20 protein-coding genes and 1 tRNA gene are annotated in these 25,725 nt (G+C 68.9%); 13 read left to right on the plus strand and 8 right to left on the minus strand.

Going from position 1 to position 25,725, the window contains the following annotated elements:
• Window positions 1-62: 62 nt before the first annotated feature.
• The 3 genes from AB4120_RS17845 to AB4120_RS17855 all read left to right on the plus strand — a co-directional run bounded on the left by AB4120_RS17845 (window position 63) and on the right by AB4120_RS17855 (window position 4,545).
• Window positions 63-2,171: a UvrD-helicase domain-containing protein gene (locus AB4120_RS17845; RefSeq protein ID WP_441642651.1), complete on the plus strand. Its 2,109-nt coding sequence runs from the start codon at window positions 63-65 to the stop codon at window positions 2,169-2,171.
• A gap of 385 nt (window positions 2,172-2,556) precedes the next feature.
• Window positions 2,557-3,288 (plus strand): response regulator, encoded by a 732-nt coding sequence (locus AB4120_RS17850; protein WP_441642652.1) that lies wholly within the window; start codon window positions 2,557-2,559, stop codon window positions 3,286-3,288.
• Between the two features lie 3 nt (window positions 3,289-3,291).
• On the plus strand, window positions 3,292-4,545 hold the full coding sequence (locus AB4120_RS17855; protein WP_441642653.1) for an ATP-binding protein: 1,254 nt from the start codon (window positions 3,292-3,294) through the stop codon (window positions 4,543-4,545).
• Window positions 4,546-4,563: 18 nt separating this feature from the next.
• Here AB4120_RS17855 and AB4120_RS17860 read toward each other — a convergent pair whose 3' ends face one another.
• Window positions 4,564-5,730 (minus strand): ABC transporter substrate-binding protein, encoded by a 1,167-nt coding sequence (locus AB4120_RS17860; RefSeq protein WP_149137106.1) that lies wholly within the window; start codon window positions 5,728-5,730, stop codon window positions 4,564-4,566.
• A 199-nt stretch (window positions 5,731-5,929) separates the two neighbouring features.
• On the opposite strand from AB4120_RS17860, the gene hemN reads away from it, so the two are divergent.
• Complete coding sequence (hemN, locus tag AB4120_RS17865) at window positions 5,930-7,369, plus strand: oxygen-independent coproporphyrinogen III oxidase (RefSeq protein ID WP_441642654.1); 1,440 nt, start codon at window positions 5,930-5,932, stop codon at window positions 7,367-7,369.
• A gap of 118 nt (window positions 7,370-7,487) precedes the next feature.
• Here hemN and AB4120_RS17870 read toward each other — a convergent pair whose 3' ends face one another.
• On the minus strand, window positions 7,488-8,390 hold the full coding sequence (locus AB4120_RS17870) for a c-type cytochrome (RefSeq protein ID WP_149137107.1): 903 nt from the start codon (window positions 8,388-8,390) through the stop codon (window positions 7,488-7,490).
• Between the two features lie 323 nt (window positions 8,391-8,713).
• On the opposite strand from AB4120_RS17870, the gene AB4120_RS17875 reads away from it, so the two are divergent.
• Window positions 8,714-8,789: transfer RNA gene (locus AB4120_RS17875), tRNA-Arg, on the plus strand.
• A 15-nt stretch (window positions 8,790-8,804) separates the two neighbouring features.
• Here the strand turns inward: AB4120_RS17875 and AB4120_RS17880 are convergent.
• Window positions 8,805-10,040, minus strand: coding sequence for a Fic family protein (locus AB4120_RS17880; RefSeq protein ID WP_262389517.1), 1,236 nt, complete (start codon window positions 10,038-10,040; stop codon window positions 8,805-8,807).
• A gap of 415 nt (window positions 10,041-10,455) precedes the next feature.
• Here AB4120_RS17880 and AB4120_RS17885 point away from each other — a divergent pair, with 415 nt between their 5' ends.
• The 5 genes from AB4120_RS17885 to AB4120_RS17905 all read left to right on the plus strand — a co-directional run bounded on the left by AB4120_RS17885 (window position 10,456) and on the right by AB4120_RS17905 (window position 18,144).
• A complete protein-coding gene (locus AB4120_RS17885; protein ID WP_441642655.1) occupies window positions 10,456-11,847 on the plus strand; it encodes an FAD-binding oxidoreductase in 1,392 nt (463 codons plus the stop codon).
• 61 nt (window positions 11,848-11,908) lie between these two features.
• Window positions 11,909-12,325, plus strand: a complete 417-nt coding sequence (gene arfB, locus AB4120_RS17890) for an alternative ribosome rescue aminoacyl-tRNA hydrolase ArfB (protein WP_262389518.1) — start codon at window positions 11,909-11,911, stop codon at window positions 12,323-12,325.
• 198 nt (window positions 12,326-12,523) lie between these two features.
• The gene (locus tag AB4120_RS17895) at window positions 12,524-15,739 is read left to right on the plus strand and encodes a bifunctional cytochrome P450/NADPH--P450 reductase (RefSeq protein ID WP_441642656.1); all 3,216 of its coding nucleotides are present in this window, start codon (window positions 12,524-12,526) and stop codon (window positions 15,737-15,739) included.
• Window positions 15,740-15,837: 98 nt separating this feature from the next.
• On the plus strand, window positions 15,838-17,055 hold the full coding sequence (locus tag AB4120_RS17900) for an MFS transporter (protein ID WP_441642657.1): 1,218 nt from the start codon (window positions 15,838-15,840) through the stop codon (window positions 17,053-17,055).
• A 63-nt stretch (window positions 17,056-17,118) separates the two neighbouring features.
• Complete coding sequence (locus tag AB4120_RS17905; protein WP_149137111.1) at window positions 17,119-18,144, plus strand: GlxA family transcriptional regulator; 1,026 nt, start codon at window positions 17,119-17,121, stop codon at window positions 18,142-18,144.
• A 31-nt stretch (window positions 18,145-18,175) separates the two neighbouring features.
• Here the strand turns inward: AB4120_RS17905 and htpX are convergent, their stop codons facing one another.
• Both htpX and AB4120_RS17915 read right to left on the minus strand, forming a co-directional pair.
• Window positions 18,176-19,054: a protease HtpX gene (htpX, locus tag AB4120_RS17910; protein ID WP_441642658.1), complete on the minus strand. Its 879-nt coding sequence runs from the start codon at window positions 19,052-19,054 to the stop codon at window positions 18,176-18,178.
• Between the two features lie 121 nt (window positions 19,055-19,175).
• On the minus strand, window positions 19,176-19,511 hold the full coding sequence (locus tag AB4120_RS17915) for a hypothetical protein (protein ID WP_149137113.1): 336 nt from the start codon (window positions 19,509-19,511) through the stop codon (window positions 19,176-19,178).
• A 176-nt stretch (window positions 19,512-19,687) separates the two neighbouring features.
• Here AB4120_RS17915 and AB4120_RS17920 point away from each other — a divergent pair, with 176 nt between their 5' ends.
• The 3 genes from AB4120_RS17920 to AB4120_RS17930 all read left to right on the plus strand — a co-directional run bounded on the left by AB4120_RS17920 (window position 19,688) and on the right by AB4120_RS17930 (window position 21,616).
• Window positions 19,688-20,122, plus strand: coding sequence for a Cd(II)/Pb(II)-responsive transcriptional regulator (locus AB4120_RS17920; RefSeq protein WP_144202119.1), 435 nt, complete (start codon window positions 19,688-19,690; stop codon window positions 20,120-20,122).
• A 435-nt stretch (window positions 20,123-20,557) separates the two neighbouring features.
• On the plus strand, window positions 20,558-20,986 hold the full coding sequence (gene rnk / locus AB4120_RS17925; RefSeq protein WP_144202117.1) for a nucleoside diphosphate kinase regulator: 429 nt from the start codon (window positions 20,558-20,560) through the stop codon (window positions 20,984-20,986).
• A 276-nt stretch (window positions 20,987-21,262) separates the two neighbouring features.
• Window positions 21,263-21,616 (plus strand): hypothetical protein, encoded by a 354-nt coding sequence (locus AB4120_RS17930; protein WP_149137114.1) that lies wholly within the window; start codon window positions 21,263-21,265, stop codon window positions 21,614-21,616.
• 133 nt (window positions 21,617-21,749) lie between these two features.
• On the opposite strand, the gene ypfJ is transcribed toward AB4120_RS17930, so the two are convergent.
• From ypfJ to AB4120_RS17945, 3 genes are all read right to left on the minus strand, one after another.
• Window positions 21,750-22,634 carry a KPN_02809 family neutral zinc metallopeptidase gene (ypfJ, locus tag AB4120_RS17935; RefSeq protein WP_149137115.1) on the minus strand — a complete coding sequence of 295 codons (885 nt, stop codon included), beginning with the start codon at window positions 22,632-22,634 and terminating at the stop codon, window positions 21,750-21,752.
• Window positions 22,635-22,800: 166 nt separating this feature from the next.
• On the minus strand, window positions 22,801-24,285 hold the full coding sequence (gene pyk / locus AB4120_RS17940) for a pyruvate kinase (protein ID WP_149137116.1): 1,485 nt from the start codon (window positions 24,283-24,285) through the stop codon (window positions 22,801-22,803).
• A 61-nt stretch (window positions 24,286-24,346) separates the two neighbouring features.
• The gene (locus tag AB4120_RS17945; protein ID WP_441642659.1) at window positions 24,347-25,687 is read right to left on the minus strand and encodes a glycerate kinase type-2 family protein; all 1,341 of its coding nucleotides are present in this window, start codon (window positions 25,685-25,687) and stop codon (window positions 24,347-24,349) included.
• Window positions 25,688-25,725: the final 38 nt, after the last annotated feature.

The raw sequence follows: 25,725 nt of genomic DNA on the forward strand, positions 1-25,725 counted from the left end.
GTGTTAACATCGACGCCTTTCGCGCGCCCCAAAGGCGTGCGCCATCCGGCACCCGCCCACCCATGACCCACGGACTCAACGCCGCCCAATCCGAAGCCGTTCGCTATCTGGACGGGCCCTGCCTCGTCCTCGCGGGCGCCGGGTCCGGCAAGACGCGCGTCATCACGCAGAAGATTGCCCACCTGATCGAGGACAAGGGCTTCGAGCCGCGCCACATCGCCGCCGTCACCTTCACCAACAAGGCGGCGAAGGAGATGCAGGAGCGCATCGGCAAGCTGATGGAGGGCAAGACCACGCGCGAGGGCAAGCGGATTCCGCTCAAGCAGCTCACCGTCTGTACCTTCCACTCGCTCGGCGTGCAGATCCTGCGTATGGAGGCCGAGCACGTCGGCCTGAAGCCGCAGTTCTCGATCATGGATTCGGACGACTGCTTCGGGCTGGTGCAGGAGCAGCTCGCCACCACGGACAAGAAGCTGATCCGCAGCGTGCAGGGCACGATCTCGCTGTGGAAGAACGGCATGGTCGACCCCGAGACCGCGCTGGCCCAGGCCGCCAATGCCGACGAGCACCAGGCCGCCACGGTCTATCGCAACTATGTGGCCACGCTGCACGCCTACCAGGCGGTGGATTTCGACGACCTGATCCGCCTGCCCGCCGAGCTGTTCGCGCGTGACGAGACCGTGCGCCTGAAATGGCAGAACCGGCTGCGCTACTTCCTCGTCGACGAATACCAGGACACCAACGCCTGCCAGTACGCGCTGCTCAAGCTGCTGGCCGGCGGCTCGCACCTGCGCGCGCCGGCGTTCACGGCCGTGGGCGATGACGACCAGGCCATCTACGGCTGGCGCGGCGCCACGCTGGACAACCTGCGCGGCCTGCAGACCGATTTCCCGGACCTCAAGGTCATCAAGCTCGAGCAGAACTACCGCTCCACGGTGCGCATCCTCGAGGCGGCCAACGCGGTCATCGCCAACAATCCCAAGCTGTTCGACAAGAAGCTGTGGTCGGAGCACGGCATGGGCGACCCGATCGCCATCCACCCGATGAACGACGAGGAGCACGAGGCCGAGTCGGTGGTGTTCCGCCTGTCCGCCCACAAGTTCGAGCGCCGCGCGCAGTTCCGCGACTACGCCATCCTGTATCGCGGCAACCATCAGGCGCGGCTGTTCGAGCAGATCCTGCGGCGCGAGCGGATTCCGTACGTGCTGTCCGGCGGACAGAGCTTCTTCGACAAGGCCGAGATCAAGGATATCTGCGCCTACCTGCGGCTGATTGCCAACCCGGACGACGACCCCGCCTTTATCCGCGCCATCACCACGCCCCGGCGCGGCGTGGGCAACACCACGCTGGAGGCCCTCGGCACGTTCGCGGGGCAGGCCAAGGTGTCGCTGTTCGAGGCCGCGATGATGGGCGGCATCGAAGGCAAGCTCCAGCCGCGCCAGCTGGAGCCGCTGCGTGTGTTCTGCGAGTCGATGGTGCGGCTGGCGGACCGCGCCAAGACCGATCCGGCCACCGTGCTGCTCGACGACATGATGGCCGGCATCCACTATGAATCGTACTTGTACGATACCTTCGACGAACGCCAGGCCCAGTCGCGCTGGACCAATACGCTCGAATTCCTCGACTGGCTCAAGCGCAAGGGCACGCGCCCGGAAGCCGAAGCCGGGGAGGGCGAGGCCACCGGCTTCGACAACGCCGACGGCTTTGGCGACGAAGGCAAGAACCTGCTCGAACTGACCCAGACCGTGGCGCTGATGAGCATGCTCGAAGGCCGCGAGGAAGACCCGGACGCGGTGCGGCTCTCCACGCTCCACGCCTCCAAGGGCCTCGAATATCCGCACGTGTTCCTGGTGGGCGTGGAGGAGGGCATCCTGCCCCACGCGCGCGAGGACGAAGACATGAGCGACGAGAAAATCGAGGAAGAGCGCCGGCTGATGTACGTGGGCATCACCCGCGCCCAGCGCAGCCTCCAGATCAGCTGGTGCAAGAAGCGCAAGCGCGCCCGGGACACCTACTCCTGCGAACCCTCGCGCTTCATCACCGAAATGAAACTCGAAGAGGCGCCAGCTCCTGTCGACGAGACCCCGGCCATGAGCCCCAAGGACCGGTTGGCGAATCTCAAGGCGCTGCTGGGTACGCCGGGCGCGCCCGGCAAGCCCGTGGCAGGTTGAGCCGCACCCTCGCCCCAGCCCACGCATCACCGCCGATACAAGGCGGACAAGACCGCGCGCCCCGCGCTTTCTAATATGGCGACGCGTCAGACGCCTCGGCGACTGGCGCCGTGCCGCGCCTGCCCTTCGGTTAGCGGTGCGGCTGGGTACGCTTGCGTGCCTGGCTCTTCCCTGTTGAACGCTCCCGGCGCGGCAGTGCCGGGGGCGTCGTTTTATCAGGCGAAGTTATCCACAGCGCACGTATCAAGTCCGATACAAAGCCGCCACAGCGCCGATATTGCAAACTGGTACAGTTGGACGCCGGCTGTTGCGCGGGCCCCTGCCAGTTTTCGCGCATCGGCTGTCCGCATCGCCCGCCGGCGTTTCCCATCCCTCCCGTTTTGCCATGGACCTCACTCCCGCCTTGCCTACCCGCCTGCTGATCGTCGATGACGATCCCCAGATCCGCGCCATGCTGGCCGAATACCTGGCCACGTTCGGCATGGCGGCCGATGGGGCCGAAGGCGGGGCGTCGATGCGCACTGCCATGGCGCAGCACCACTATGACCTGGTGATCCTGGACCTCTCGCTGCCGGGCGAGAACGGCCTGACGCTGTGCCGCGAGATCCGCGAGCGCACGGACATCCCCGTGATCATGCTGACTGCCCGCGCCGAGCTGGCCGACCGTGTGGTCGGGCTCGAGGTGGGGGCGGACGACTACGTGACCAAGCCGTTCGAGATGCGCGAGCTGGTGGCGCGCATCCACACCGTGCTGCGGCGCAGTCGGGCGGATGTGCGTCGAGCGACACCCACCCCCGCAGGGCACGAGGTCAAGTTCGGCGCGTGGCGCCTCAACACCACGTTGCGCCAGTTGCTCGACGAGGAAGACACGGTCGTGCCGCTCTCGAACGCCGAGTTCCGCCTGTTGCTGACCTTCATCGAGCACCCGAACCGCGTGCTGGACCGCGAGATGCTGATCAACCAGGCGCGTGGCCGCGACCTCGACGTGTTTGATCGCAGCATCGACCTGCTGGTCTCGCGCCTGCGCCAGAAGCTGCGCGACGACCCACGCGACTCGGCCCTGATCCGCACGGTGCGGGGCGAAGGCTACGTCTTCACGGTCAACGTGGATTCCTGACGCATGGCCGCGTCCTCCCCGCCGCCGAACGCCTCCGCCGCCGTCCGGCTGGACACCGCTGTGCGGCGCCGTCCCCTCGATTCGATGTTCCTGCGGCTGTTCCTGGTCATGGCCGCGATCATGGTGGCGGTGCACGTCCTCGGCGTGACCGTCATCGAGGGGTTCTTCCCGCGCCCCGGCTCGCCCCGCTGGGAGGAGCGCATGCGCGAGGCGGCCTCGGAGGCCGCTGCCGCCGGCCAGCCATTCCGCCGACCCGAGCCCCCGCAGCGCGGCCCGCGCTTCGAGGAAGACGAGGATCGGGGCGAGGGCGGCCCGCCGGGGGAGCGCGGCATGTTCCGCCCTGGCAATCCCGACCGGCGCGGCGAGCCGCCCGGCGCGCCACGCCGCTTCCCGCCGTGGCACGGGCTCTGGCCCCTGCATCCGGGCATGATCTTCCAGTTCATCGCCATCGTGATTTCGTCGTGGGTGGGCGCGCGGCTGCTGGCCCGGCCGGTGCAGCGGCTGGCCACCGGCGCGAACCGGCTGGCGCAGGATGTGCACGCACCGCCGCTCGACGATGACACGGGGCCGGCCGAGGCGCGCGCCGCCACCAAGGCGTTGAACCTGATGCAGCAACGCATCCGCACGCAGCTGGCGCAGCAGTCGCGCTTCCTGGCGGCAGTCTCCCACGACCTGCGCACGCCGCTCACGCGCATGAGCCTGCGCATCGAGCGCATCGAGGACAACGACGTGCGCTACCGGCTGCGGCAGGATCTGGCCGAGATGAACGGGCTGATCGATGCCACGCTCTATTACCTGCGTGACCGCGACGACGGCACCGGCCCGCGCCAGCGCGTGGACGTGCAGGCGCTGCTCCAGGCCATCGTCGACGATGCCGAGGAACTCGGCCAGGACGTGCGGCTCTCCGGCACCGCCGCGCCGCTGCTGGCCTATCCGGCGGAGTTGCGCCGCGCCGTGGTCAACCTCGTCGAGAACGCGCACCGCTACGGCGGCGCCGCGCATATCGTGCTGACGGACAGCCCCGAGCGCGTGCAGATCGACGTCTGCGACAACGGCCCCGGCATTCCGCCGGCGGAGTTGCCGCGCGTGCTGGAGCCGTTCTACCGCGTGGAGTCGTCGCGCAGCCGGGCCACCGGGGGCGTGGGGATGGGGCTGTCGATTGCCGCCGATATCGTCAATCGCCATGGCGGCGAGCTGACGCTGGACAACCGCGTCGAGGGCGGCCTGCGCGTGCGCATCACGCTGCCGCGCGACTGATAGATATAGGCGCCTGGGTCAGGCGCGCTGCGGCACGCCCGACTTGCCGATCGGCGCCAGTTGCACGTACTGCGAGCCGCGCAGCCCGCGCGTGAAGTCGAGCGTGAAATCGCCCACGTCGATGCGCGATTGCAGCGCGCGGCGCAACTCCAGCGCACCCGGCGCCCTGGCCGCGCTGGCGGCGCGCACCAGCCAGGCCGCGCCGATGTAGCCGGCCAGCGTGGCGGGCGAGGGCGGTTCGTCCAGGTATTGCTTCATCCGCGCCACGTGCTCCTTGACCACGCGCAGCGTGGATTCCTGCGGGCCGGGCGCCACCTGCGTGACCACCACGCCACCCGCGTAGTGGCCGCCGAGAATCTCGCGCGCGGCGGCCGGGCTCACCGCCGACAATCCCACCAGAAAGCCGTACCAACCCTGCGTGGCCAGCGCGCGGCCGAGGCTGCCGTAGGCGAGCGTGTCGCCGGCTACGATGACCGCGCCGGGCCGCGTTGCGGCGATGCGGCGCGCGCTGTCATCGACACTGCCAGTCAGCGTTACGGCGCGCGTAGCGAGGTCGCGCTCCATCCGGTCGAGCCACGGCGTGCCCGCCGCGAGCGTGCCGGCCGCGAAATCGGGCGACACGGCCAGCACGATGTTTTTCAGGCCATAGCTGCGCAACTGCCGCACGGCGGCGTCCAGCTCGGCCTGATAGTCGGCGCGCGTGAACCAGATGTTGTCGGCGGCCAGCGAGAGCCCGGAGAGCGGGGCGACGATCTGCACGCCGCGCCGGCTCAGTTCGGACGAGGTGGCCAGGGCGGGCAACAGTGTGTCGCCGGGGCCGAACAGCACGTCGATGTGGTCCGACTCGGCCATGCCGATGGCCTGCGACGTGGCGATGCGTGGGCTGGCATCGGCATCCCGCACCAAGTGCACGATGCGTGGCCCCTGGCCCGAGGCATTGGCCGCATCGAACAGCACCTTGGCGCCTGCAAGATAGTCGCGCGCCAGATCCGCCTGCGGCCCCACGCGGTCGAGCAGGTGGCCGACCACCAGCGACCGGCGCTGTGCGGCGGCGGGGTTGGCGGATTGAGGCTGGGCGAAGGCGGCCGGCGCCGCGAGCATCGCGGCCAGTGTGCCGAACGACCGGAGCATGCGGCGGCGCGCCGGCACGGCGGGCGACATCGTTCTGGGCGAGGCTGGGCGCATGGTCGGCGGGCGTTGGAATCGGGTGGAGGGGGGACGGCGGGCAGAGCCTATCGGCCGTTCGTGACGCTCGGATGACGCCAACGCCCCACGGCGGCGGGGCTGCGGGCGCAAGCGCGGCGTGCGCTTGATGCGCGTCAAGGTGGGCGGCGGCGCGGCGGCATAGCATCGTGACCATCTTCGCCTGCAAAAAGAGCGCGCCATGTCCGCCCCCACCCTCCCCAGCATGCCTGCCACCACGGCGTTCGACCGCCGCGCGCTGGCCGACTTCCGCAGCCTGGCCGGCCGTATCGACGGCAACGGCCCCCGTTACACTTCCTATCCCACCGCCGACCGCTTCGAGGCGGAGATGGACGACGCGCGCTACCTCGCCGCGCTCGACGCCTGCCGCGCCGACTCGCCCGCGCCGCTCTCGCTCTACCTGCACATCCCGTTCTGCGAGAACATCTGCTACTACTGCGGCTGCAACAAGATCATCACCAAGGACCACGCGCGCAGCGCGCGCTACGTCGACTACCTCGCCCGGGAAATGGCGATGGTGGCCGGCCGGCTCGGGGAGCGCCGCGCGGTCATGCAATCGCACTGGGGCGGCGGCACGCCGACCTTCCTTGATCCCGACGAAATGCGCCGCGTAATGGCCGCGCTGACGCAACACTTCCACCTGCTGCCCGACGGCGAGCACGCGATCGAGATCGATCCGCGCCGCGTGACCGATGCGCGCATGGCGCTGCTGGCGGAACTCGGTTTCAACCGGATCAGCCTTGGCGTGCAGGACTTCGACCTGGAGGTGCAGCAGGCGATCCATCGCGTGCAGTCCTACGAGGAAACGCGCGATGTGGTGCTGGCGGCGCGACGGCTCGGCTTCCGCTCGGTCAGCATGGACCTGATCTACGGGTTGCCGCACCAGACCACCGAACGTTTCGCGGCGACCATCGACCGCGTGCTGACGCTGCGGCCGGACCGGCTCTCGGTCTACAGCTACGCGCACCTGCCGCATGTGTTCAAGCCGCAGCGGCGCATCGACGAGGCGGCGCTGCCGCCCGCCGGCGAGAAGCTCGACATCCTGGTGTCCACGATCGAGCGCCTGACCGCCGCCGGCTATGTCTATATCGGCATGGATCATTTCGCGCTGCCGGACGACGACCTCGCCATCGCCCAGCAGGCCGGGCGCCTGCAACGCAACTTCCAGGGCTACGCCACGCACGCGGGGCACGATCAATTGGGCTTCGGCGTCTCGGCGATTGGCGCGGTGGCCGGCCACTACGCGCAGAACGCGCGCACCACGGACGAGTACTACGCCGCGCTGGACGAGGGCCGGCTGCCGGTGGCGCGCGGCTTCGGCATGTCCGCCGACGACCATCTGCGCAAGGCGATCATCGGCGCGCTGATGTGCCACGGCACGCTCGACATCGCGGCGGTGGAGGCCAGTCATGGCATCGACTTCGCCCGGACCTTCGCGCCGGAGCTGGCGGGGCTGGATGCGCTGGCGACGGAGGGGCTGTTGCGGCGCGATGCGTCGCGGATCGACATCACCCCGCTGGGCCGGCTGCTGGTGCGCCGCGTGGCGATGGTGTTCGACGGCTACCTGCGCCAGGACGCGGGGCGCGAAGTGCCGCTGGTGCGCTATTCGCGCGTGGTCTGAACTGCTGCCTATATATATAGGGATAGGGGCGCCGGATCGACCGGCCCCCAATCGAAACAAAAAAGCCCGCGAGGATCATCGCGGGCTTTTTTGCGTGGACTTGCAGGTGCGCTTTACGTTACTTCGATGCGTTGACCATGTAGTCGGCGGCGGCGATCACGTCGGCGTCGGCGCCGGCATAGCCACCCTTGGGCGGCATCACGCCCTTGCCCTTGAGCGCGAAGTTGTGGACGGCGTCCATGCCTTCCTTGATGCGCGGTGCCCAGGCGGCCTTGTCACCGAACTTCGGCGCACCTGCCACACCGGCGGCGTGGCAGGCGGCGCAGACCTGGTCGTAGACCTTCTTGCCGGTTTCGGCCGACGCAGCGGCCGGAGCGGCGGCAGCCGCAGCAACGGGTGCGGCGGCAGCGGGTGCCGGTGCGGCAGCAGCCGGCGCGGCGGGAGCAGCCGGTGCCGCAGCCTGCGCGTCAGGTGCCGAGGCGGCAGCCTGGGCCGGTGCGGCCTGTGCGGGTGCAGGCGGTTCCGGGAACTTGGCGCCGCCGGCGTCGGCCAGGTGCACCACGGCGCGGGCCAGTTCGTAGTCGGTGTAGTCGTCCGGGGAGGTGCCAGCGCGGGCGGGCATCGCCCCCTTGCCGTTCATCACGGATTTCAGCAGGCCGTCAAAGCCCTGGCCGATCCGCGCGGTCCAGTCGCCGGGCGTGCCGTACTTGGGCGCGCCTGCCGCACCGGTGGCGTGGCAGGCGGCGCAGACTTCCTTGTAGACCTGCTCGCCCGTCTTGAAGACGCGTGGCGCGTTCGGGTCCTTGATTTCCAGGGACGCGACGGGTTGGATGCGATGATTGATGGCTTCGGCCGTCTGGGTGGAGCCGGCGCCCTCGTGGGTACCGTGACCAACAAAACTGACCAACAGGACGATCACGATAATCGGCACCAGGAAGGCGGCGATCACGACAGCGATCAGTTGTTTCGGGGTCTTGATGGGAGACTCGTGGTGGTCGTTTTCTTGGTGGACGTCACTCATACAGAACTCTCGATTTTGCAGGGAAACCTAGTGCAGCGCGTTGGGGGCGGCTTGCTTTGTTGGCCCTTGTCGGGGATGGGTCTGTTTTTGCCTTTCGGCTATCTGCGTCCGGGCCATGTCTCGTGTCCCGGGTACGTCTCGTTTCGACGCAAATAGCTGGCGATTATAGACCCAAGCCGTGGCGTCCGGGGCCAAAAGCGGCGGCTGCGAGACCTGCCGGAACCCTTCCCGGCGCAACCCGCATGGACGCCGCCCGGCAAACGAGGTATCCTATGCGACTTTCCGACGCCGGCCCTCGTCCGACGTCAAACGCAGCTCACATCGCGCCCGTAGCTCAATGGATAGAGTACTGCCCTCCGAAGGCAGGGGTTGCTGGTTCGATCCCAGCCGGGCGCGCCACGAATTCACTCCTCGTCATTCCTCGCCTTCCACTTCCGGCCACAGCTTCGGGAACAGGAATCGCAGGCTCTTCAGCGGCAGCGCGAACGCTACCGGGTCTCGATGCGAGGCCGACGTGAGCACCCCGAAGTCGAGCAGGCTCCGCAGGATGCGGCGCGTGGTTGTCTCGCTTTCCCCGACGATCTGCGAAAACTCCGCCCGGCTGAGCGAGCGGGTGAGCGCCACCATTTCCAGCGCCAGCGCCGTTTTTTCCGGGCGAATGACGGATTTCTCCGAGCCGATGGTCCATGGATTTCTGTCCAGATAAGACAGAAGGTCCATCAATCGCGCCCGCAGCCCGTCGAATTCGACCATCTTCAGCATGAAATCCACCTGGTCCAGGCAGCAGTCCAGGAAGTAATCGACGAATTTCACGAGCTCTTCCTGCGAGAGGTTGCCGCGCCCGTCCAGGTCGTTGCGGCGTTGCTGATCGGCCGCTGCCAGCCGCAGGTAGTAGTCGTCGTGCGTCCGGGCGAAACCCCGCAGTGGCGACCAGAGCCCATCGGTCAGGCCAGACGCGTGGAGCGTCAGATGGCTGTGCAGCCGGCAGACACGGCCATTTCCGTCGATGAACGGGTGAATCCACGCCAGCCCGTGGTGCGAGCAGGCGACGGCAATCAGCTGATGCTCGAAGCCTTTTACGCGCTGGTAGGTCCGAGCCCAATCATCCATAAGGCGCGGCAGCAGGTCTACCGGCGGCGCGGCGTGCCTGCCCACGCTGACCATTTTTTCTCGCAACTGGCCCGGAAGGATCGGCTCGCCCTGTTCCGTCACGCGGAATTCGGCAGGCATCGCCTCAAAGAATAGCTGATGGATGCGGCGGACCTTTCCCGCGTCGAACATGGCGGAGGCCGGCAGATCCTTCCACTCCGCTTCCAGTTGCGCCTCCGCCTCGATGTGGGCGACGGCCATCCGCTGCTTCCGGTACTCGTCATGGTCTGACGAGTAATCGTGCCGGAGCGCCTGCTCGATCCGCGAGGGGGTCGTGTGTTGTCCCTCGATCTTGTTCGAGTAGTACGAATTCATGTTCCGCAGTAGCGGCACCAGCGCGTGGGCGACGGGTCCGTGCGTGCTGGCCAGGAGCCGCCTGGCATGCCGGGACAGTTCGGCGGCCTTTTCGAGCGGCCCTTCCATGACACGCTCTTCGAGGATCAAAGGCAGGAAGGTTGTTGCATCCATTGGATACGCTTGCAGCAGATCGAACCGTCTCACGGGCGTTCGTGTGGCTGCTAAATTGGTTGGTATTGTGAGCGCAAAGAATAGCCATAAAATCCTTTTAAAACAAGGAAAAATGTCCAATATCGGGTGGATCTCTGGATGGTTGCATGGAGGTTTTTAAGAAGCTTCCTACCGCGTTTGGCGCGGTGCGCGTTCAGCGGCACCCCGCGCTATCCACCGGCCAGCGGGCGCCAGTCCGCCCGCCGAGCACGCCCACCGCGCGCGAGGCGTCTCCCGCGCCGCCTCACCCCTGTAACCGATCGGTCGATTTCCGGCCTCCGGCGCACGCGGCGCGGGGCGGTGGTGGCCGGCAGGCCAGCGTGGATGCCCCCTCGGCGATTGTGGCGCGCGCCTTGCAGGGTGAAGAGGTTTCGTCGCCTGCATCGCGCACACCGTGGAGGAAACCGCCATGCCAACCCTGACCCCTGCCCATCTCGACATGCTGCGCCAGGCCGTGCGCGGCAAGGTCCTGCTGCCCGCCGACCCGGGCTATGACACGGCCCGCACCGTCTGGAACGCCACCGTGGACAAGCGGCCCGCCGTCATCGTGCAATGTACGGGCACTGCCGACGTGATCCAGGCCGTCAACTTCGCGCGGGACCGGGGCCTGGTGCTGGCCGTGCGCGGCGGCGGACACAATATCGCAGGCAGTGCGATCTGCGCGGACGGGCTGGTCATCGACCTCTCCACGCACCGCAGTGTCCAGATCGATCCCAAGGACAAGGTGGCCTGGGTCAGCGGCGGCGCCTTGCTGGCCGACTTCGACCACGAGGCGCAGGCGCTCGGGCTGGCCACGCCGCTCGGCATCAACTCCACCACCGGCGTGGCCGGGTTGACGCTCGGCGGCGGATTTGGCTGGCTGACGCGCCAGTACGGCATGACTGTGGATAACCTGCTCGGCTGCGAGGTGGTCACCGCCGATGGCCAGCGCCGCTGGGCCAGCGCCACCGAGGAGCCCGACCTGTTCTGGGCGCTGCGCGGTGGTGGCGGCAACTTCGGCGTGGTCACGCTGTTCCAGTTCAAGCTGCACGATGTCGGGCCGATGGTCACCACCGGGCTGCTTGTCTTCCCCGCCGCCGAAGGCAAGTCGGTGCTGCGCCAGTACCGCACCTTCGCGGAAAATGCGATGCCGGAGGAACTGAACGTCTGGGTCGTGCTGCGCAAGGCGCCGCCGCTGCCGTTCCTGCCGGCCTCCGCGCATGGCAGCGACGTGGTGATCCTGGCCGTGTTCTACAACGGCGACCCCGACACGGCCGACGCGGCCATCGCCCCGCTGCGCCAGTTCGGCCAGACCGTGGGCGAGCATGTGGGGCCGGCGCCGTACGCGGCGTGGCAGCAGGCGTTCGACCCGCTGCTCGGCCCGGGCGCGCGCAACTACTGGAAATCGCACAATTTCTCGCGCCTGGACGATGCCGCCATCGACGCGATGACCGACTTCGCGCTGCGCCTGCCGTCGCCGCTGGCCGACATCTTCATCGGCCAGGTGGGCGGGGTGGCCAACCGCGTGCCGCCCGATGCCACCGCCTACGCGCACCGCGACGCCCGCTACGTGATGAACGTGCACGCGCGCTGGGAGCGCAACGACGAGGACGCCGCCTGCATCGCCTGGGCGCGGGATTTTTTCCGCGCCACCGAGCCGTACGCCACGGGCAGCGTCTACGTGAACTTCCTGACCGAGGAGGAAACGGCACGCGTGGGCGCGGCCTATGGGCCGAACTACGACCGGCTGGCGCGCATCAAGCGCCAGTACGATCCGCACAACCTGTTCAGCACGAACCAGAACATCGCCCCGGCACCGTAAGCCGGGGTTGGACGCCCGTGGCGGACACGTTCCGCCACACATCGCCGGACCATGCGTTGCTATGATGGCGACCATGGCCGGCGACTTCCTCATCCCTCATCACGAATACGAGATCACCGCGATCCGCGCCCAGGGCGCGGGCGGGCAGAACATCAACAAGGTGTCCAACGCGGTGCACCTGCGCTATGACGTGCGCACGGCGTCGCTGGCGGCCGACCACAAGGAGCGGCTGCTGGCCCTGCACGACCACCGCATCACCCGCGACGGCGTGATCGTCATCAAGGCGCAACAGCACCGCAGCCTGGAGATGAATCGCGAGGAAGCCGTCCGGCGCCTGCACGAGCTGGTGGAGAGCGTGGCCACGCCGCCGCGCACCCGGCGCGCCACGCGGCCCACGCTGGCGTCGCGCAAGCGGCGCATCGAGGCCAAGACCCAGCGCGGCCAGATCAAGGCGCTGCGCGGGCGCGTGGTTGACTAGGCGACCCGGCGACCCGGCGACCAGTCAACGATCCGTCACATTATTCGAACGTTTATTTCAAACGGACGGCGGGCGCCTCGCCGGCGCGGGAATTGGAGGGCATGCTCGGTGTCCGCGCGTTGACTTCGCCCCCAAAACTCGGCGATTGTCTACGGCAGTCAAGACCCGCTCCCACAGCCGCTCCATCCAGCCGCCCCCATGTCCATCGTCCAGCCCGCCGTTGCCCTCCAGCCCATTCCGCGCGACCCGGGCTGGCCCATCTTCGGCAACCTGTTCCAGATCACGCCGGGCGAGGTCGGGCAGCATCTGCTGGCGCGCAGCCGGCACCATGACGGCATCTTCGAACTGGACTTCGCGGGGCGGCGCGTGCCGTTCGTGTCGTCCGTGGCGCTGGCCAGCGAGCTTTGCGACGCCACGCGCTTCCGCAAGATCATCGGCCCGCCGCTCTCCTATCTGCGCGACATGGCCGGCGACGGCCTGTTCACCGCACACAGCGACGAGCCGAACTGGGGCTGCGCCCACCGCATCCTGATGCCGGCGTTCAGCCAGCGGGCGATGAAGGGCTACTTCGACGTGATGCTGCGCGTGGCCAATCGCCTCGTGGACAAGTGGGACCGCCAGGGCCCGGACGCCGATATCGCCGTGGCCGACGACATGACCCGGCTCACGCTGGACACCATCGCGCTGTCCGGTTTCGGTTACGACTTCAACTCGTTTTCCAGCGAACGGCTAGACCCGTTCATCGTGGCGATGGTCGGCGCGCTGGAAGAGGCGATGAACAAGCTCACGCGGCTGCCGATCCAGGACCGCTTCATGGGCCGCGCGCACCGCCAGTGCGCGGCCGACATCGCCTACATGCGCAACCTGGTGGACGATGTGATTCGCCAGCGCCGCGCCGCGCCCACCGCCGGCATGGACCTGCTGAACCTGATGCTCGAGGCGCGCGACCCCGAGACCGACCGCCGGCTGGACGACGCGAACATCCGCAATCAGGTCATCACCTTCCTGATTGCCGGGCACGAGACCACCAGCGGCCTGCTGACCTTCGCGCTCTACGAGCTGCTGCGCAATCCCGGCGTGCTGGCGCAGGCGTATGCGGAGGTGGATGCCGTGCTGCCCGGCGATGCCGCGCCGGTCTACGCCGATCTCGCCAGAATGCCGGTGCTGGACCGGGTGTTGAAGGAGACGCTGCGGCTCTGGCCGACCGCGCCGGCGTTCGCCGTGGCGCCGTTCGACGATGTGGTGATCGGCGGCCGCTATCACCTGCGCAAGGACCGGCGCATCTCGGTGGTGCTGACCGCGCTGCACCGCGACCCGCAGGTCTGGGCCCACCCGGAGCGGTTCGATATCGACCGCTTCCTGCCCGAGCACGAGGCGCGGCTGCCGGCGCACGCCTACATGCCGTTCGGGCAGGGCGAGCGCGCGTGCATCGGCCGGCAGTTCGCGCTGACCGAGGCCAAGCTGGCGCTGGCGCTGATGCTGCGCCACTTCGCCTTCCATGACCCGTACGACTACCAGTTCAAGCTCAAGGAAACGCTGACGATCAAGCCCGACAACCTCGTGCTGCGCGCGCGGCGGCGCCGGCCGCACGAGCGCATCGCGGCCCAGCCCGTGGCGGCGGAGGCCACGCCCGCCGCGCAGGCCGAGGTACGGGGCCACGGGCAGGCGCTGACCGTGCTGTGCGCGTCGAGCCTGGGCACCGCGCGCGAGCTGGCCGAGCAGATCCACGCCGGGGCGGTGGGCGCCGGTTTTGCGGCGAAGCTGCAGGATCTGGACGACATCGTCGGCGCGCTGCCGGCGTCGGGCGTGGTGGTAATCGTCGCGGCCACCTACAACGGCCGCGCGCCGGACTCGGGGCGCCGCTTCGAGGCGATGCTGGATGCGGATGCCGACGCGCACACGACAGCCGGCTATCGTGCCGACGGCCTGCGGCTGGCGCTGCTGGGCTGCGGCAATTCCCAATGGGCGACCTACCAGGCCTTCCCGCGCCGCGTGTTCGATTTCTTCACGGCGGCGGGCGCCGTGCCGCTGCTGCCGCGCGGCGAGGCCGATGGCAACGGCGACTTCGACCAGTCCGCGGAACGCTGGCTCGGCCAGCTCTGGCAGGCCCTGCAGGCCGATGGCGTGGACCCGGGCGGAGAGGGCACGGGCGGCGTTGTCGCGGAAGTCCGCAGTCTGGCGGCGATCCGCGCCGAGACGCTGCCAGCCGGCACGCAGTGCTGCACGGTGCTGTCGAATACCGAACTCGTGAACGATCCGAGCGGCCTGTGGGACTTTTCGCTGGAGGCGCCGCGCACCTCCACGCGCGACATCCGCCTGCAACTGCCGCCCGGCGTCACCTACCAGACCGGCGATCACCTGGCGGTCTGGCCGCAGAACGACGCCGCGCTGGTGGAGGCGCTGTGCGAACGGCTAGACCTCGACGCGAACGCCATGGTCACGCTCTCCGCCCCGCAGGGCACTGGGCGCGGCCTGCCGATTGGTCAGCCGCTGCCGCTGCGGCAGTTGCTGACACACTTTGTTGAATTGCAGGACGTGGTCTCCCGGCAGACGCTGCGCGGGCTGATGCGCGCCACGCGCTGCCCGTTCACGCAGCAGGCGCTGGCGCTGCTGGCCTCGGACGATGCCGAGCGCGGCTACGCGGCGCAGGTGGCGGCGCTGCGGCTGGGGCTGCTCGACGTGCTGGTGGCGCACCCGGCGCTCACGCTGTCGCTGGAGGGGCTGCTCGGGTGCGTGGTGCCGATGCGGCCGCGCTTCTATTCGATTGCGTCGTCGCCGCTGGTGTCGCCGGACGTGGCGACGCTGCTGGTCGGCACGGTCTGGGCACCGGCGCTGTCCGGGCGCGGGCAGTTCCGGGGCGTGGCTTCGACGTGGTTGCAGGGGCTGGCGCCGGGCGCGCGCGTGGCGGCGTCCATCCGCACGCCGAACCCGCCGTTCGCGCCCGAGGCCGACCCGCGCGTGCCGATGCTGCTGATCGGCCCGGGCACCGGCATCGCGCCGTTCCGGGGCTTCCTTGAGGAACGGGCGGCGCAGCGTGCGGCGGGGCAGGATGTAGCGCCGGCGCAGCTGTACTTCGGCTGCCGCCATCCGTCGCACGACTGGCTCTACCGCGACGAGATCGCCGCCTGGGCCGGGCAGGGCGTGGCGGAAGTCCACGTCGCCTGTTCGGTAGTGCCGGAGGCGCCGCGCTACGTGCAGGATCTGCTCTGGCAACGGCGCGAAGCTGTCTGGGCGCAGATCGAAGCCGGCGCCACGGTCTACGTCTGCGGCGATGGCCGACGCATGGCGCCAGCCGTACGCCAGACGCTGATCGACATCGGCACGCAGGTGGGCGGGATGGACGGCGCGCAGGCGTCCGACTGGTTCGCCGCGCTGGTGGCGCAGGGGCGCTACCGGCAGGACGTGTTCAACTGACCCCCCATTCCCTGGCAGAAATCCACGGATCGTTGTCCGTCAGCCGCCCCACGCCGCCCGTACGCTGGTAGCCATCCCCCTCTTATCCGGAGAATCCGATGGCTACCTCCGCCATGCGGCAGGCGCGCGTGCTGGCGCTGTGCCAGGCGCTCTACACCGCCGCGCTGTCCGTTGACCTGACGCTGACCGGGCTGGTTGGCTACACGCTCGCGCCGGACAAGGCGCTCGCCACCTTGCCGTTCGCGCTGATTACCGTGGCCTCGGCGCTCACCGCCATCGCCGCCGCGTTCCTGATCGAGCGCTTTGGCCGCCGGCTGGCGTTCTCGCTTGGGGGGCTGGCCTGCGCGCTGGGCGGGGTGGTCTCGGTCTGGGCGATCTATACCCATCACTTCGTGCTGTTCTGCGTCGGCACGGCGCTGGTCGGCGTGTTCCAGGCGTTCGCGCGTTTCTACCGGCTCGCCGCCGCCGATGCCGCGCCCGCGCCGGACAAGCCGCGCGCCATCTCGGCCGTGCTCACCGGCGGCGTGGTGGCTGCTGTCTGCGGGCCGGCCATCGCCGCATGGAGCGCGGACATGATGCAGCCGCTGCCGTTCGCGGGTTCGTACGCGGTGGTTGCCGTGTTCGGCGTGCTGACCATGCTGGTGCTGGCCCTCGGCTACCGCGAACCGCCCTCGCTGGCTGCCGGCAGCGCCGCCAGCGACGGCCTGCCCGCGCGCCCGCTCGGCGAGATCGTGCGCCAGCCGGTCTTCCTGGCCGCGTTCGCCAACAACGGCATCGGCAACGCGGTGATGATGTTCGTGATGACGGCCACGCCGATTGCCGCCGTGGCGTGCCAGCACACCCTCACGCAGGGCGCGCAGATCATCGAATGGCACCTGGTCGGCATGTACGCGCCGTCATTCTTCTCGGGCTGGCTGCTGCAACGCTTCGGCAACCCGGCGATGCTGGCCAGCGGCATCGCGCTGTCGGCGCTCGCGGCGGTGGTGGCGCTGTGCTCGACGGCGCTGCCGGCCTTCTACCTCGCGCTGCTGTGCCTCGGCGTCGGCTGGAATTTCATGTTCGTGGGCGGCACGACGCTGCTGGCGGGCAGCTACCGCACCGCCGAGCGCGCGCGCACGCAGGCGACGGCGGAGTTTTCCACCGCCGTGCTGACTGCGCTGGCCACGCTGGCGGCGGGGCAGGTGCTCCATCACTGGGGCTGGCAGGCCGTGAACGTGGCCGTGCTGCCGGCACTGGCGCTCGCACTGGTCATCACGCTGCGCTGGCAGCGGCATGCGCGGCGGGTGGGGGCGATGGCCGCCCCGGCCTCGGCCTGATCCGCTGCACGCGGGCCGGCGTATGATCGGCGCCACCGCCTTCGCTCAAACTGCTCGATGCCCATGCCTACCGACCTCCATCTCATCGCCGCATCGCCCCGCGTGGTGGTGATCGTGGCGCCGGACCCGGCGCAAGAGCTTGACGTCACCGGGCCGACTGCCGTGTTCGGCGCAGCCAACAAGCTGTGCGGGCGCACCGAGCCGTTCTATGACGTGCGCGTGGTCAGCGTCAGCGACGACGCCATCGTGCGCACCGAAAGCGGCGTGCGGATGCTGGCCGACGCGCCGTACCACCAGATCGCCGACGCCATCGGCCAGCCCATCGACACCCTGCTGATCTCGGGCGGCTCCGGCCATGCGGCGGCGTCTGACGACGCGCGGCTGATCGGCTGGATCCGCGAGCAGGCGCCCCGGGTGCGGCGGCTCGGCGCGGTCTGCACCGGCGCGTTCGTGCTCGCCCGCACGGGGCTGCTGGACGAAGCGCGCGTGACCACGCACTGGCGCCACGCGGACCGCCTGGCCACGCGCTATCCCCGGCTGACCGTCGATGCGGACCCGATCTGGATTCGCGCGGGCCGTTACTACACCTCGGCCGGCGTGACGGCGGGCATGGATCTGTCGCTGGCGCTGGTGGAGGAAGACCTGGGGTATGCGGTGTCGCTCGAAGTGGCGCGGGAACTCGTCCTGTTCCTGCGTCGACCGGGCAACCAGGCGCAGTTCTCCACCTCGCTGCGCGCGCAGGCGGCGGAGAGCGTGGAACTGCGGGCCTTGCAGGGATGGATGGCGGATCACCTCGACCGCGACCTCTCGGTGGCCGTGCTGGCCGAAAGGGTGGCGATGAGCCCGCGCAACTTTGCGCGCGTGTTCGCCAAGCAGGTGGGGGAGACCCCGGCGCGCTACGTGGAGCGGCTGCGGGTGGAAGCGGTGCGGCGGATGCTGGAGGCCAGCGATCGCCGGCTGGAGAGCATCGCCCACGCCACCGGTTTCGCCAACGCGGACGTGATGCGGCAGGCCTTCCTGCGGCACGTGCAGACCACGCCCGAACGCTACCGGGCGGCCTTCCGGGCGGAACGGGGCGCGGCGGCTTAGCCACGCGCCGGCCCCTATTCCCTCAGTCCAATTAACGGCTCGATTGGAGCGCGGCGATGCGCTGCTCGATCGGCGGATGGCTCGCGAACATCGCCAGCCACTTGCGGCCGCCCGAAATCCCCATCGCCTGCATGTTCTGCGGCAGGCCATCGGCATCCAGCCCGCCCAGGCGGCGCAGCGCCGAGACCATCGGCGTGGGCGTGCCCATCAGGCTGGCCGCGCCTGCGTCCGCACGGAACTCGCGCTGGCGCGAGAACCACGCCACGATGACGCTGGCCAGGATGCCGAAGAGCAGCTCGCAGACCACTACGGTGATCATGTAGCCGATGCCGGGGCCGCTCGACTCCTCGTCGTTGCGGCGCAGCCACGAATCCACGAAATAGCCGACCACGCGTGCCATGAAGATCACGAAGGTGTTCACCACGCCCTGGATCAGGGTCAGGGTGACCATGTCGCCATTGGCGATGTGGGCCACCTCGTGCGCCAGCACGGCTTCCACTTCATCGTGCGACATCGACTGAAGCAGGCCGGTGGACACCGCCACCAGCGAGCTGTTCTTCGATGCACCCGTGGCGAAGGCATTCGGCTCGCCGTCATAGATCGCCACTTCGGGCATCGGCAGGCCGGCCCGGGTGGCGAGTTTCTCGACGGTCTGCATCAGCCACAACTCGGTGCTGGTGCTCGGATGGGTGATGACCTGGGCACCGACCGACCACTTGGCGATGGTCTTGGACATCAGCAGCGAGATAAACGAGCCGCCGAAGCCCATCAGCGCGGCGAACGCCAGCAGCATGCCGAGGTTGAGGCCGTTGGCGGTCAGGTAGCGGTTCACGCCCAGCAGGCTGGCCGCGACGCTGAGGACGAGCATGACGGCGATGTTGGTCGCCAGGAACAGGAAAATGCGTTTCATGGTGTGTGGGGCAAGGATAAAGACGCGGACGAGCCGCAGGCGCGCGCGGCGCTGACTGGGCGCCGCACGACAAACGGGGCGCGCCCAGCCGGCCAGTGGCGGCAGCGCGCGCAATGGGTGATCAGCCGCGCGGCGGGCGCGGCAGGCGGGGAAGGTGGGGGTCCGGCAGCGTGATGCTGGCGTAGCGCGGCAAGGCGCCGCGCACAGGTGGGGCGGCCACGCGCGGCATCGGCGCGGGCAGTAGCTGTTCGGCGAAGTCGGCGCCCGGCGGCGAGGGCTCGGCGTTGTCGGCCGGCATCGGCAGGCCCGGCTCGGCTGGGACAGCGAAGTCAGCCTGGTCCGCCAGCACCGGGTCGGCGGCCATCATCACTGCATGCATCGACGTCTCCGCCTGGGCCACCGGCGTGCTGACGCCTGCCCAGGCCTGCAACGGCAGGAAGGCAAGCAGCACGATCATCAGCAGGAGCCGAAGCGGTTGCACAGGGCGGTGTGACGGAGGGGACGACATTGGCGTCGATTCTACCGCAGGGGGCTGGGGTCGGTGGCCCGGCAGCAACCTGACGCCAAATCGCCTACACTGCCTCGGTAACCCTGTATTCGCTACAGGGATTTCCGAACCCGGAGGACCAGACCATGCGTATCGGCGAACTGTCCCGCCACAGCGGCTGCGACGTCGAGACCATCCGCTATTACGAACGCGAGGGGCTGCTCGATGCCCCGCAGCGCGAGGACAACGGCTATCGCCGCTATGGCGACCCGCACCTCGTACAGCTTAACTTCGTGCGCCACTGCCGTTCGCTGGGCATGAGCCTGTCTGATGTACGGCGGCTGCGTGATTTCCAGCGCAATCCGGCGATGGCGTGTGGCGATATCGACACATTGCTCGACCGCCAGATCGACCAGATCCACGCCCAGCGCGTGGCGCTGGAAGCGCTGGAAGGGCAGTTGCGTGCGCTGCGCCACACCTGCGAGAACCCCAACCCGCATCCGGCCAGCGAGTGCGGCATTCTCCAGAACCTGCAGCAGGCGGCCGAAGGGGCAGCCTGCGAATGTCATCCACGGCATTGATGTAACGCGCTCGATTGTATGAGTGCGCATCAATGCAGCGCATAGGGTACACCCTCGGCGCGCGCCCGCGGACGGCTGTGCTAGCATGGCCGTTCGTAACCCCTGCATCTCAGATCATTCTCACGATGTCTCGTCACCTGCCTCTCGCAGCATTCGCCATGGTCCGCTTCCAGCGGCCGGCGGGCGCGTGCGCACTGGTGGCGCCCATCGCCATGCGCAGCATCGACCGCCGGATCAACGCCCCGCTTGATCCCGCCCGGTTCCCGGCCTGACCGATCCCCACCAAGCGGGCCCGGCGCCGAACCGGGCCCGAGTCACCGCAGTTTCCATCCTGCCTGCGCCGCCCCATCGCGCCGGCCATTGAATTCCTGACACCCTGGCCGCCGTGCGCCTGAATCTGCGTCCGGCCGCCGCCTTGCGAGAGAGACCTTTGCCATGGCCAAGTCCACCGGCGTTTCCAGCAACGCCCCCACCCTGTACCTGACCGAACTGGACGTGACGCGCCTGGAAGGCATCGCCAGCCGTGCCGCCACCGCCGAACTCGACGAAATGCTGGACGCGCTGCTGACGCGCGCGGCTATCGTGCCGCCGGACGCCATTCCCAAGGACGTGGTGACAATGAACTCCCGCGTGGTCTGCGCGCTGGAGGGGGAGCCGGCGCCGCGCGACTGGACGCTGGTCTATCCGGACGATGCCGATCTGGCCGCCGGCCGCCTCTCGGTGCTGTCACCGGTGGGGCAGGCGCTGCTCGGCGCCCGCGCCGGCCAGACCGTGGACTACCGCCTGCCGGACGGCCGCCAGCAACGCGTCACCGTGCTGGAAGTGGCCTTCCAGCCCGAAGCCAGCGGCCAGTTCACGCTCTGATCCCGCGCTGACTTCACACTGAGCCGCCGGTCATCCGCCCAGGATTGACCGGTCAACGCGGCTGGCGCCCCGCCAGTCGCGCCCCCGCGGCCACCGTTCATCGGCAGGTCCAGCGTTTCACGGCGTGCAACGCACCATTCGTCGCAGCGGTATTTCTCGTTGACGGCCGACCCTCTAACCTTCACTCCGTGCTCAGATGGCAACGCAGATTGTTCATCCGGGCAGCAGTTCAGCTGTCTACATAAAAAAGCAGTGAATCAGTTGAAGGAGTCCCAGATGAACGCCAAACGTATCCTTGGCGGCGCCCTTGTGTTCGCCGCATTCGCAGCGTCAGCCGCGGCCATGGCCGCGCCGGCCGCCACCAGCAAGGCTGGCAAGTTCGACGTCTATGCCGATGCCTTGCGCACCGGCAGGTTCGATGTCTACACGGACGGTGCGAAGACCGGCCCGTACGACACGTTCACGGATGGCGCCCGCCAGGGCCCGTTCAACCCGTACGGCGAAGGCACCCGGCAAGGCAAGTTCGACAGCTTCAGCGAAGGCAGCCGTGCGTTCAGCGGCGAAATCTCCGCCAGCCCGGTCGACAACTCGCGTAATGGCGATTTGTATGGCTACAACTATCGCGTCTGAGCGTAGCCAGTCCTGACGGACAACGCGGCCACTTAGGTGGCCGCGACAGTTTTCTCTCCCACCTGCCGGCCGACCTCCTCCTTCTCTCTCTCCGCCCGGCAGGTGATTTTTCCCTGCATAACTCAACGGGGCCTTATAACTTCTTCGCCGCAAACGTATCGCATTTGCGGATATCCCCCGTGGTCAGCCCCTGCCTGAGCCAGCGCACGCGTTGTTCGCTCGTGCCATGGGTGAACGCCTCCGGCACCACGTAGCCCTGCGCCTGCCGTTGCAGGCGGTCATCGCCAATCGCGGCGGCGGCTTTCAGCCCTTCTTCCACATCGCCCGGTTCCAGCAGTGCCTGATTGGCCTTTTGCGCCGTCGCGGCCCAGACGCCGGCCAGGCAGTCGGCCTGCAATTCCATGCGCACGGACAACTGGTTCGCCTGCGCCTCGCCCATGCGGCGGCGCGCGGCGTCCACCTTGGCCGACACCCCGAGCAGGTTCTGCACATGGTGGCCAATCTCGTGGGCAATCACGTATGCCTGGGCGAAGTCCCCGCCCGCGCCGAAGCGCTTGCGCAGTTCGTCATAGAAGGCCAGGTCGATATAGACCTTCTGGTCGCCGGGGCAGTAGAACGGCCCCATCGCCGACTGCCCGGTGCCGCACGCCGTAGGCGTGGCGCCCGAGAACAGCACCAGCGTGGGCGGTGCATAGCGGCGGTTCAGGTCAGCCTCGAAGATGTGCTCCCATGTTCGCTCGGTATTGCCGAGCACCTTGCGCGTGAACACGGTGAGCTGGTCGGTCGCCGGCGGGCGGTGCGCCTGGGACTGCGGCGCCTGCTGCGGCTGGCCCTGGATGACCGAGGCGCCCTGGAAAATCAGCGACGGATCGATCCCAAAGAAATACGAGGCCGCCAGCGCGATGACGATGGTGCCGATACCGATGGACTTGCCGCCAATGGGGAAGCCTCCGCCGCCAAATCCGCCGCCACGGCGGTCTTCCACATTCTGGCTTTCGGCTTCGTCGTCGAGACGCATGAGGGCTCCGTCATATCTTGAATGGCGGCGGCCACGTGGGGCCGCCATATGTCGGAGCAGTATAGCAATGGCGCCCGACGGTAGATGTCAGCCATCCACCGTCAGGCGTATCCCTGATGACCTCAGACGGACCTCAGACGGACCTCAGACGGACCTCAGACGGACCTCAGACTGCCGCCGGCTGGCGCAGCGCGCCGCCGATGCCGAGGTCCGCGTCCAGGCTGCCCGCCACCGCGGTGCCGACTTCGGCCACGCGCAGCAGGTTGGTGGTGCCGCCCTGGCCGAACGGCATGCCCGCCGCGATGGTGATCTGGTCGCCCGGCGCCGCGTAGCCTTCCACCAGGGCCGCGCGGGTGGCGGCTTCCACCATCTCGTCCACGCTCTGCACGTCCGGGCTGACCGTCGAATGAATCCCCCAGGCCATGGCCAGCCGCCGTGCAATCTCAAGATTCGGCGTGATGCTGACGATGGGCGCGCACGGCCGCTCGCGCGCGGCGCGCAGCGCGGTGGCGCCAGACGACGTGTACGTCACCGTGGCCCGCGCGCCGATGATCTGCGTGACCTCGCGCAGCGCCGCGCAGATCGCATCCTGGCGCGTGGAGAGCGGCGCCTCGTGCTGCGCATCGATCATATTGCGATAGAGCGGGTCCTGCTCCACCTCGGTGATGATTCGGTCCATCATCGATACTGCCGGTACTGGATGCCGGCCGTTGGCCGATTCGGCGGACAGCATCACCGCGTCGGCGCCATCGTAGATCGCGCTGGCCACGTCCGAGGCCTCGGCGCGCGTGGGCACCGGCGAGTCGATCATCGATTCCAGCATCTGCGTGGCGATGACGATGGGTTTGCCGAGTTGGCGGCAGATGCGCAGGATGCGTTTCTGCACGCCCGGCACGCGCTCGGGCGGCAGTTCCACGCCGAGGTCGCCACGCGCCACCATCACTGCGTCGGACACGCGCACGATCTCTTCGAGCTGCTGCAATGCCGCCGGCTTCTCGATCTTCGACAGCACGCCCGCGCGCGTGCCGATGATCTCGCGCGCCTCGGCGATGTCCGAGGGCCGCTGCACGAAGGACAGCGCGATCCAGTCCGCGCCCAGCTCCAGCGCGAAGGCCAGGTCGCGGCGGTCCTTCTCGGTGAGCGCGGGGATGGGGATCACCGCGTCCGGCACGTTCACGCCCTTGCGGTCGGACAGCGTGCCGTTGTTGGCCACGCGCGTGGTGATGCTGCCGCTCGCCACGGACACGATGTTGAGCCGCACCTTGCCGTCATCGATCAGCAGCGACTGCCCGGCGCTGGCCGCGCGGAACAGCTCCGGGTGCGGCAGGTAGACGCGCGTGGCATCGCCCGGCGTGGGGTCGCTGTCGAGCACGAAGCTATCGCCGGCCTTGACCGCCACCTTGCCCACCGCGAACGTGCCGATGCGCAGCTTCGGGCCCTGCAGATCCGCCAGGATGGCGATGGGGCGCCCGGTCTCGGCCTCCACCTGGCGCACGGCGTCGTAGCGCGCGCGATGATCCTCGTGCGTGCCGTGGCTGAAGTTCAGCCGGAACACGTCCGCGCCGGCATCGAACAATTGGCGGATGACCGCGATGTCCGAACTGGCGGGTCCGAGCGTGGCAACGATCTTGGCTTTGCGCTGGCGTCTCATGATGTCTCCTTCCTGTTTCCGTGGGGCTCTTGTGCGTCTTGTGGGGCGGCGCGATCCGGGATCAGACGATCAGGATCGCGCGGAAATCGTTGACGTTGGTACGGGTGGGGCCGGTCACGACCAGATCGTCGATGCCGGCGAAGAACCCGTAGCCGTCGTTGTTGTCGAGATGGGCGCGGGCCGACAGGCCACGGGCGCCGGCCCGCGTCAGCGTGTCCGGGCCGAGCAGGGCCCCCGCGTTGTCTTCGGAGCCGTCGATGCCGTCGGTGTCGCCGGCGATGGCGTGCACGCCGGGCAGGCCGTCGAGCGCCACGGCCAGTGCCAGCAGGAATTCGGCGTTGCGGCCGCCACGCCCGTCGCCGCGCACGGTGACGGTGGTCTCGCCGCCGGACAGGATCACGCACGGCTTCTGGAACGGCTGGCCGCGCGTGGCCACCTGCCGGGCGATGGCGGCGTGCACTTTGGCCACGTCGCGCGCCTCGCCCTCGATGCAGTCCGAGAGGATGTGCGCGGTCAGGCCCAGTTCGCGTGCCCGGGCCGCCGCAGCCTCGAGCGACTGCTGGGCGGTGGCCAGCGTGACGCTGCGGTGGCCGGCAAAGCGCGCGTCGCCGGGCTTGGGCGTCTCGCCGGCGCCGCTCTCCAGGTGCTGGCGCACGTTGGCGGGCACCTCGATCTGGTATTTGGCGATGACCGCCAGCGCGTCGGCACAGGTGGTGGCGTCCGGCAGCGTGGGGCCGCTGGCGATCAGGGTCGGGTCATCGCCAGGAATATCGGAAATCAGCAGCGTCTCCACGCGCGCCGGCGCGCAGGCCAGCGCCAGCCGGCCGCCCTTGAGCGCCGAGAGATGCTTGCGCACGCAGTTCATCTCGCCGATGCTCGCGCCGCTGCGCAGCAGCGCCTTGTTGACCGCCTGCTTGTCTTCCAGCGTCAGGCCCGGGGCCGGCGCCGCCAGCAGCGCCGAGCCGCCGCCGGAGATCAAGCAGAGTACGAGGTCATCGGCGGTCAGTCCCTGCACGGCCTCGACCATGCGCTGGGCGGCGCGCTGGCCGGCGGCGTCAGGCACCGGATGGGCGGCTTCCACCACCTCGATGCGCCGGCAGTCCGCGCCATGGCCGTAACGCGTGACCACCAGCCCCGACAGCTCGCCCTGCCAGTGCGCCTCCACGGCCTGCGCCATCGCGGCGGCCGCCTTGCCCGCGCCAATCACCACGGTGCGGCCCTTCGGCGGCGACGGCAGGTGCGGTGGCAGGCAGTGGGCGGCGCTGACGGATGCCACGGCGGTATCGAACAGATTGCGTAGCAGCGCGCGCGCGTGGCGGGAATCGCGGAGGTCGCGGAAATCAGGCAGGCTGCCCAATCGCTGAGGCGACAGCAGGGCGGCGGTGGCGTCGGTGGCAAGCATGTGGGGTCCGGAAGGCAAGGCAAGACCCGGGCACGGGG

The sequence above is a fragment of the Cupriavidus sp. 2KB_3 genome, from assembly GCF_052115685.1.
GTDB lineage: Bacteria > Pseudomonadota > Gammaproteobacteria > Burkholderiales > Burkholderiaceae > Cupriavidus > Cupriavidus campinensis.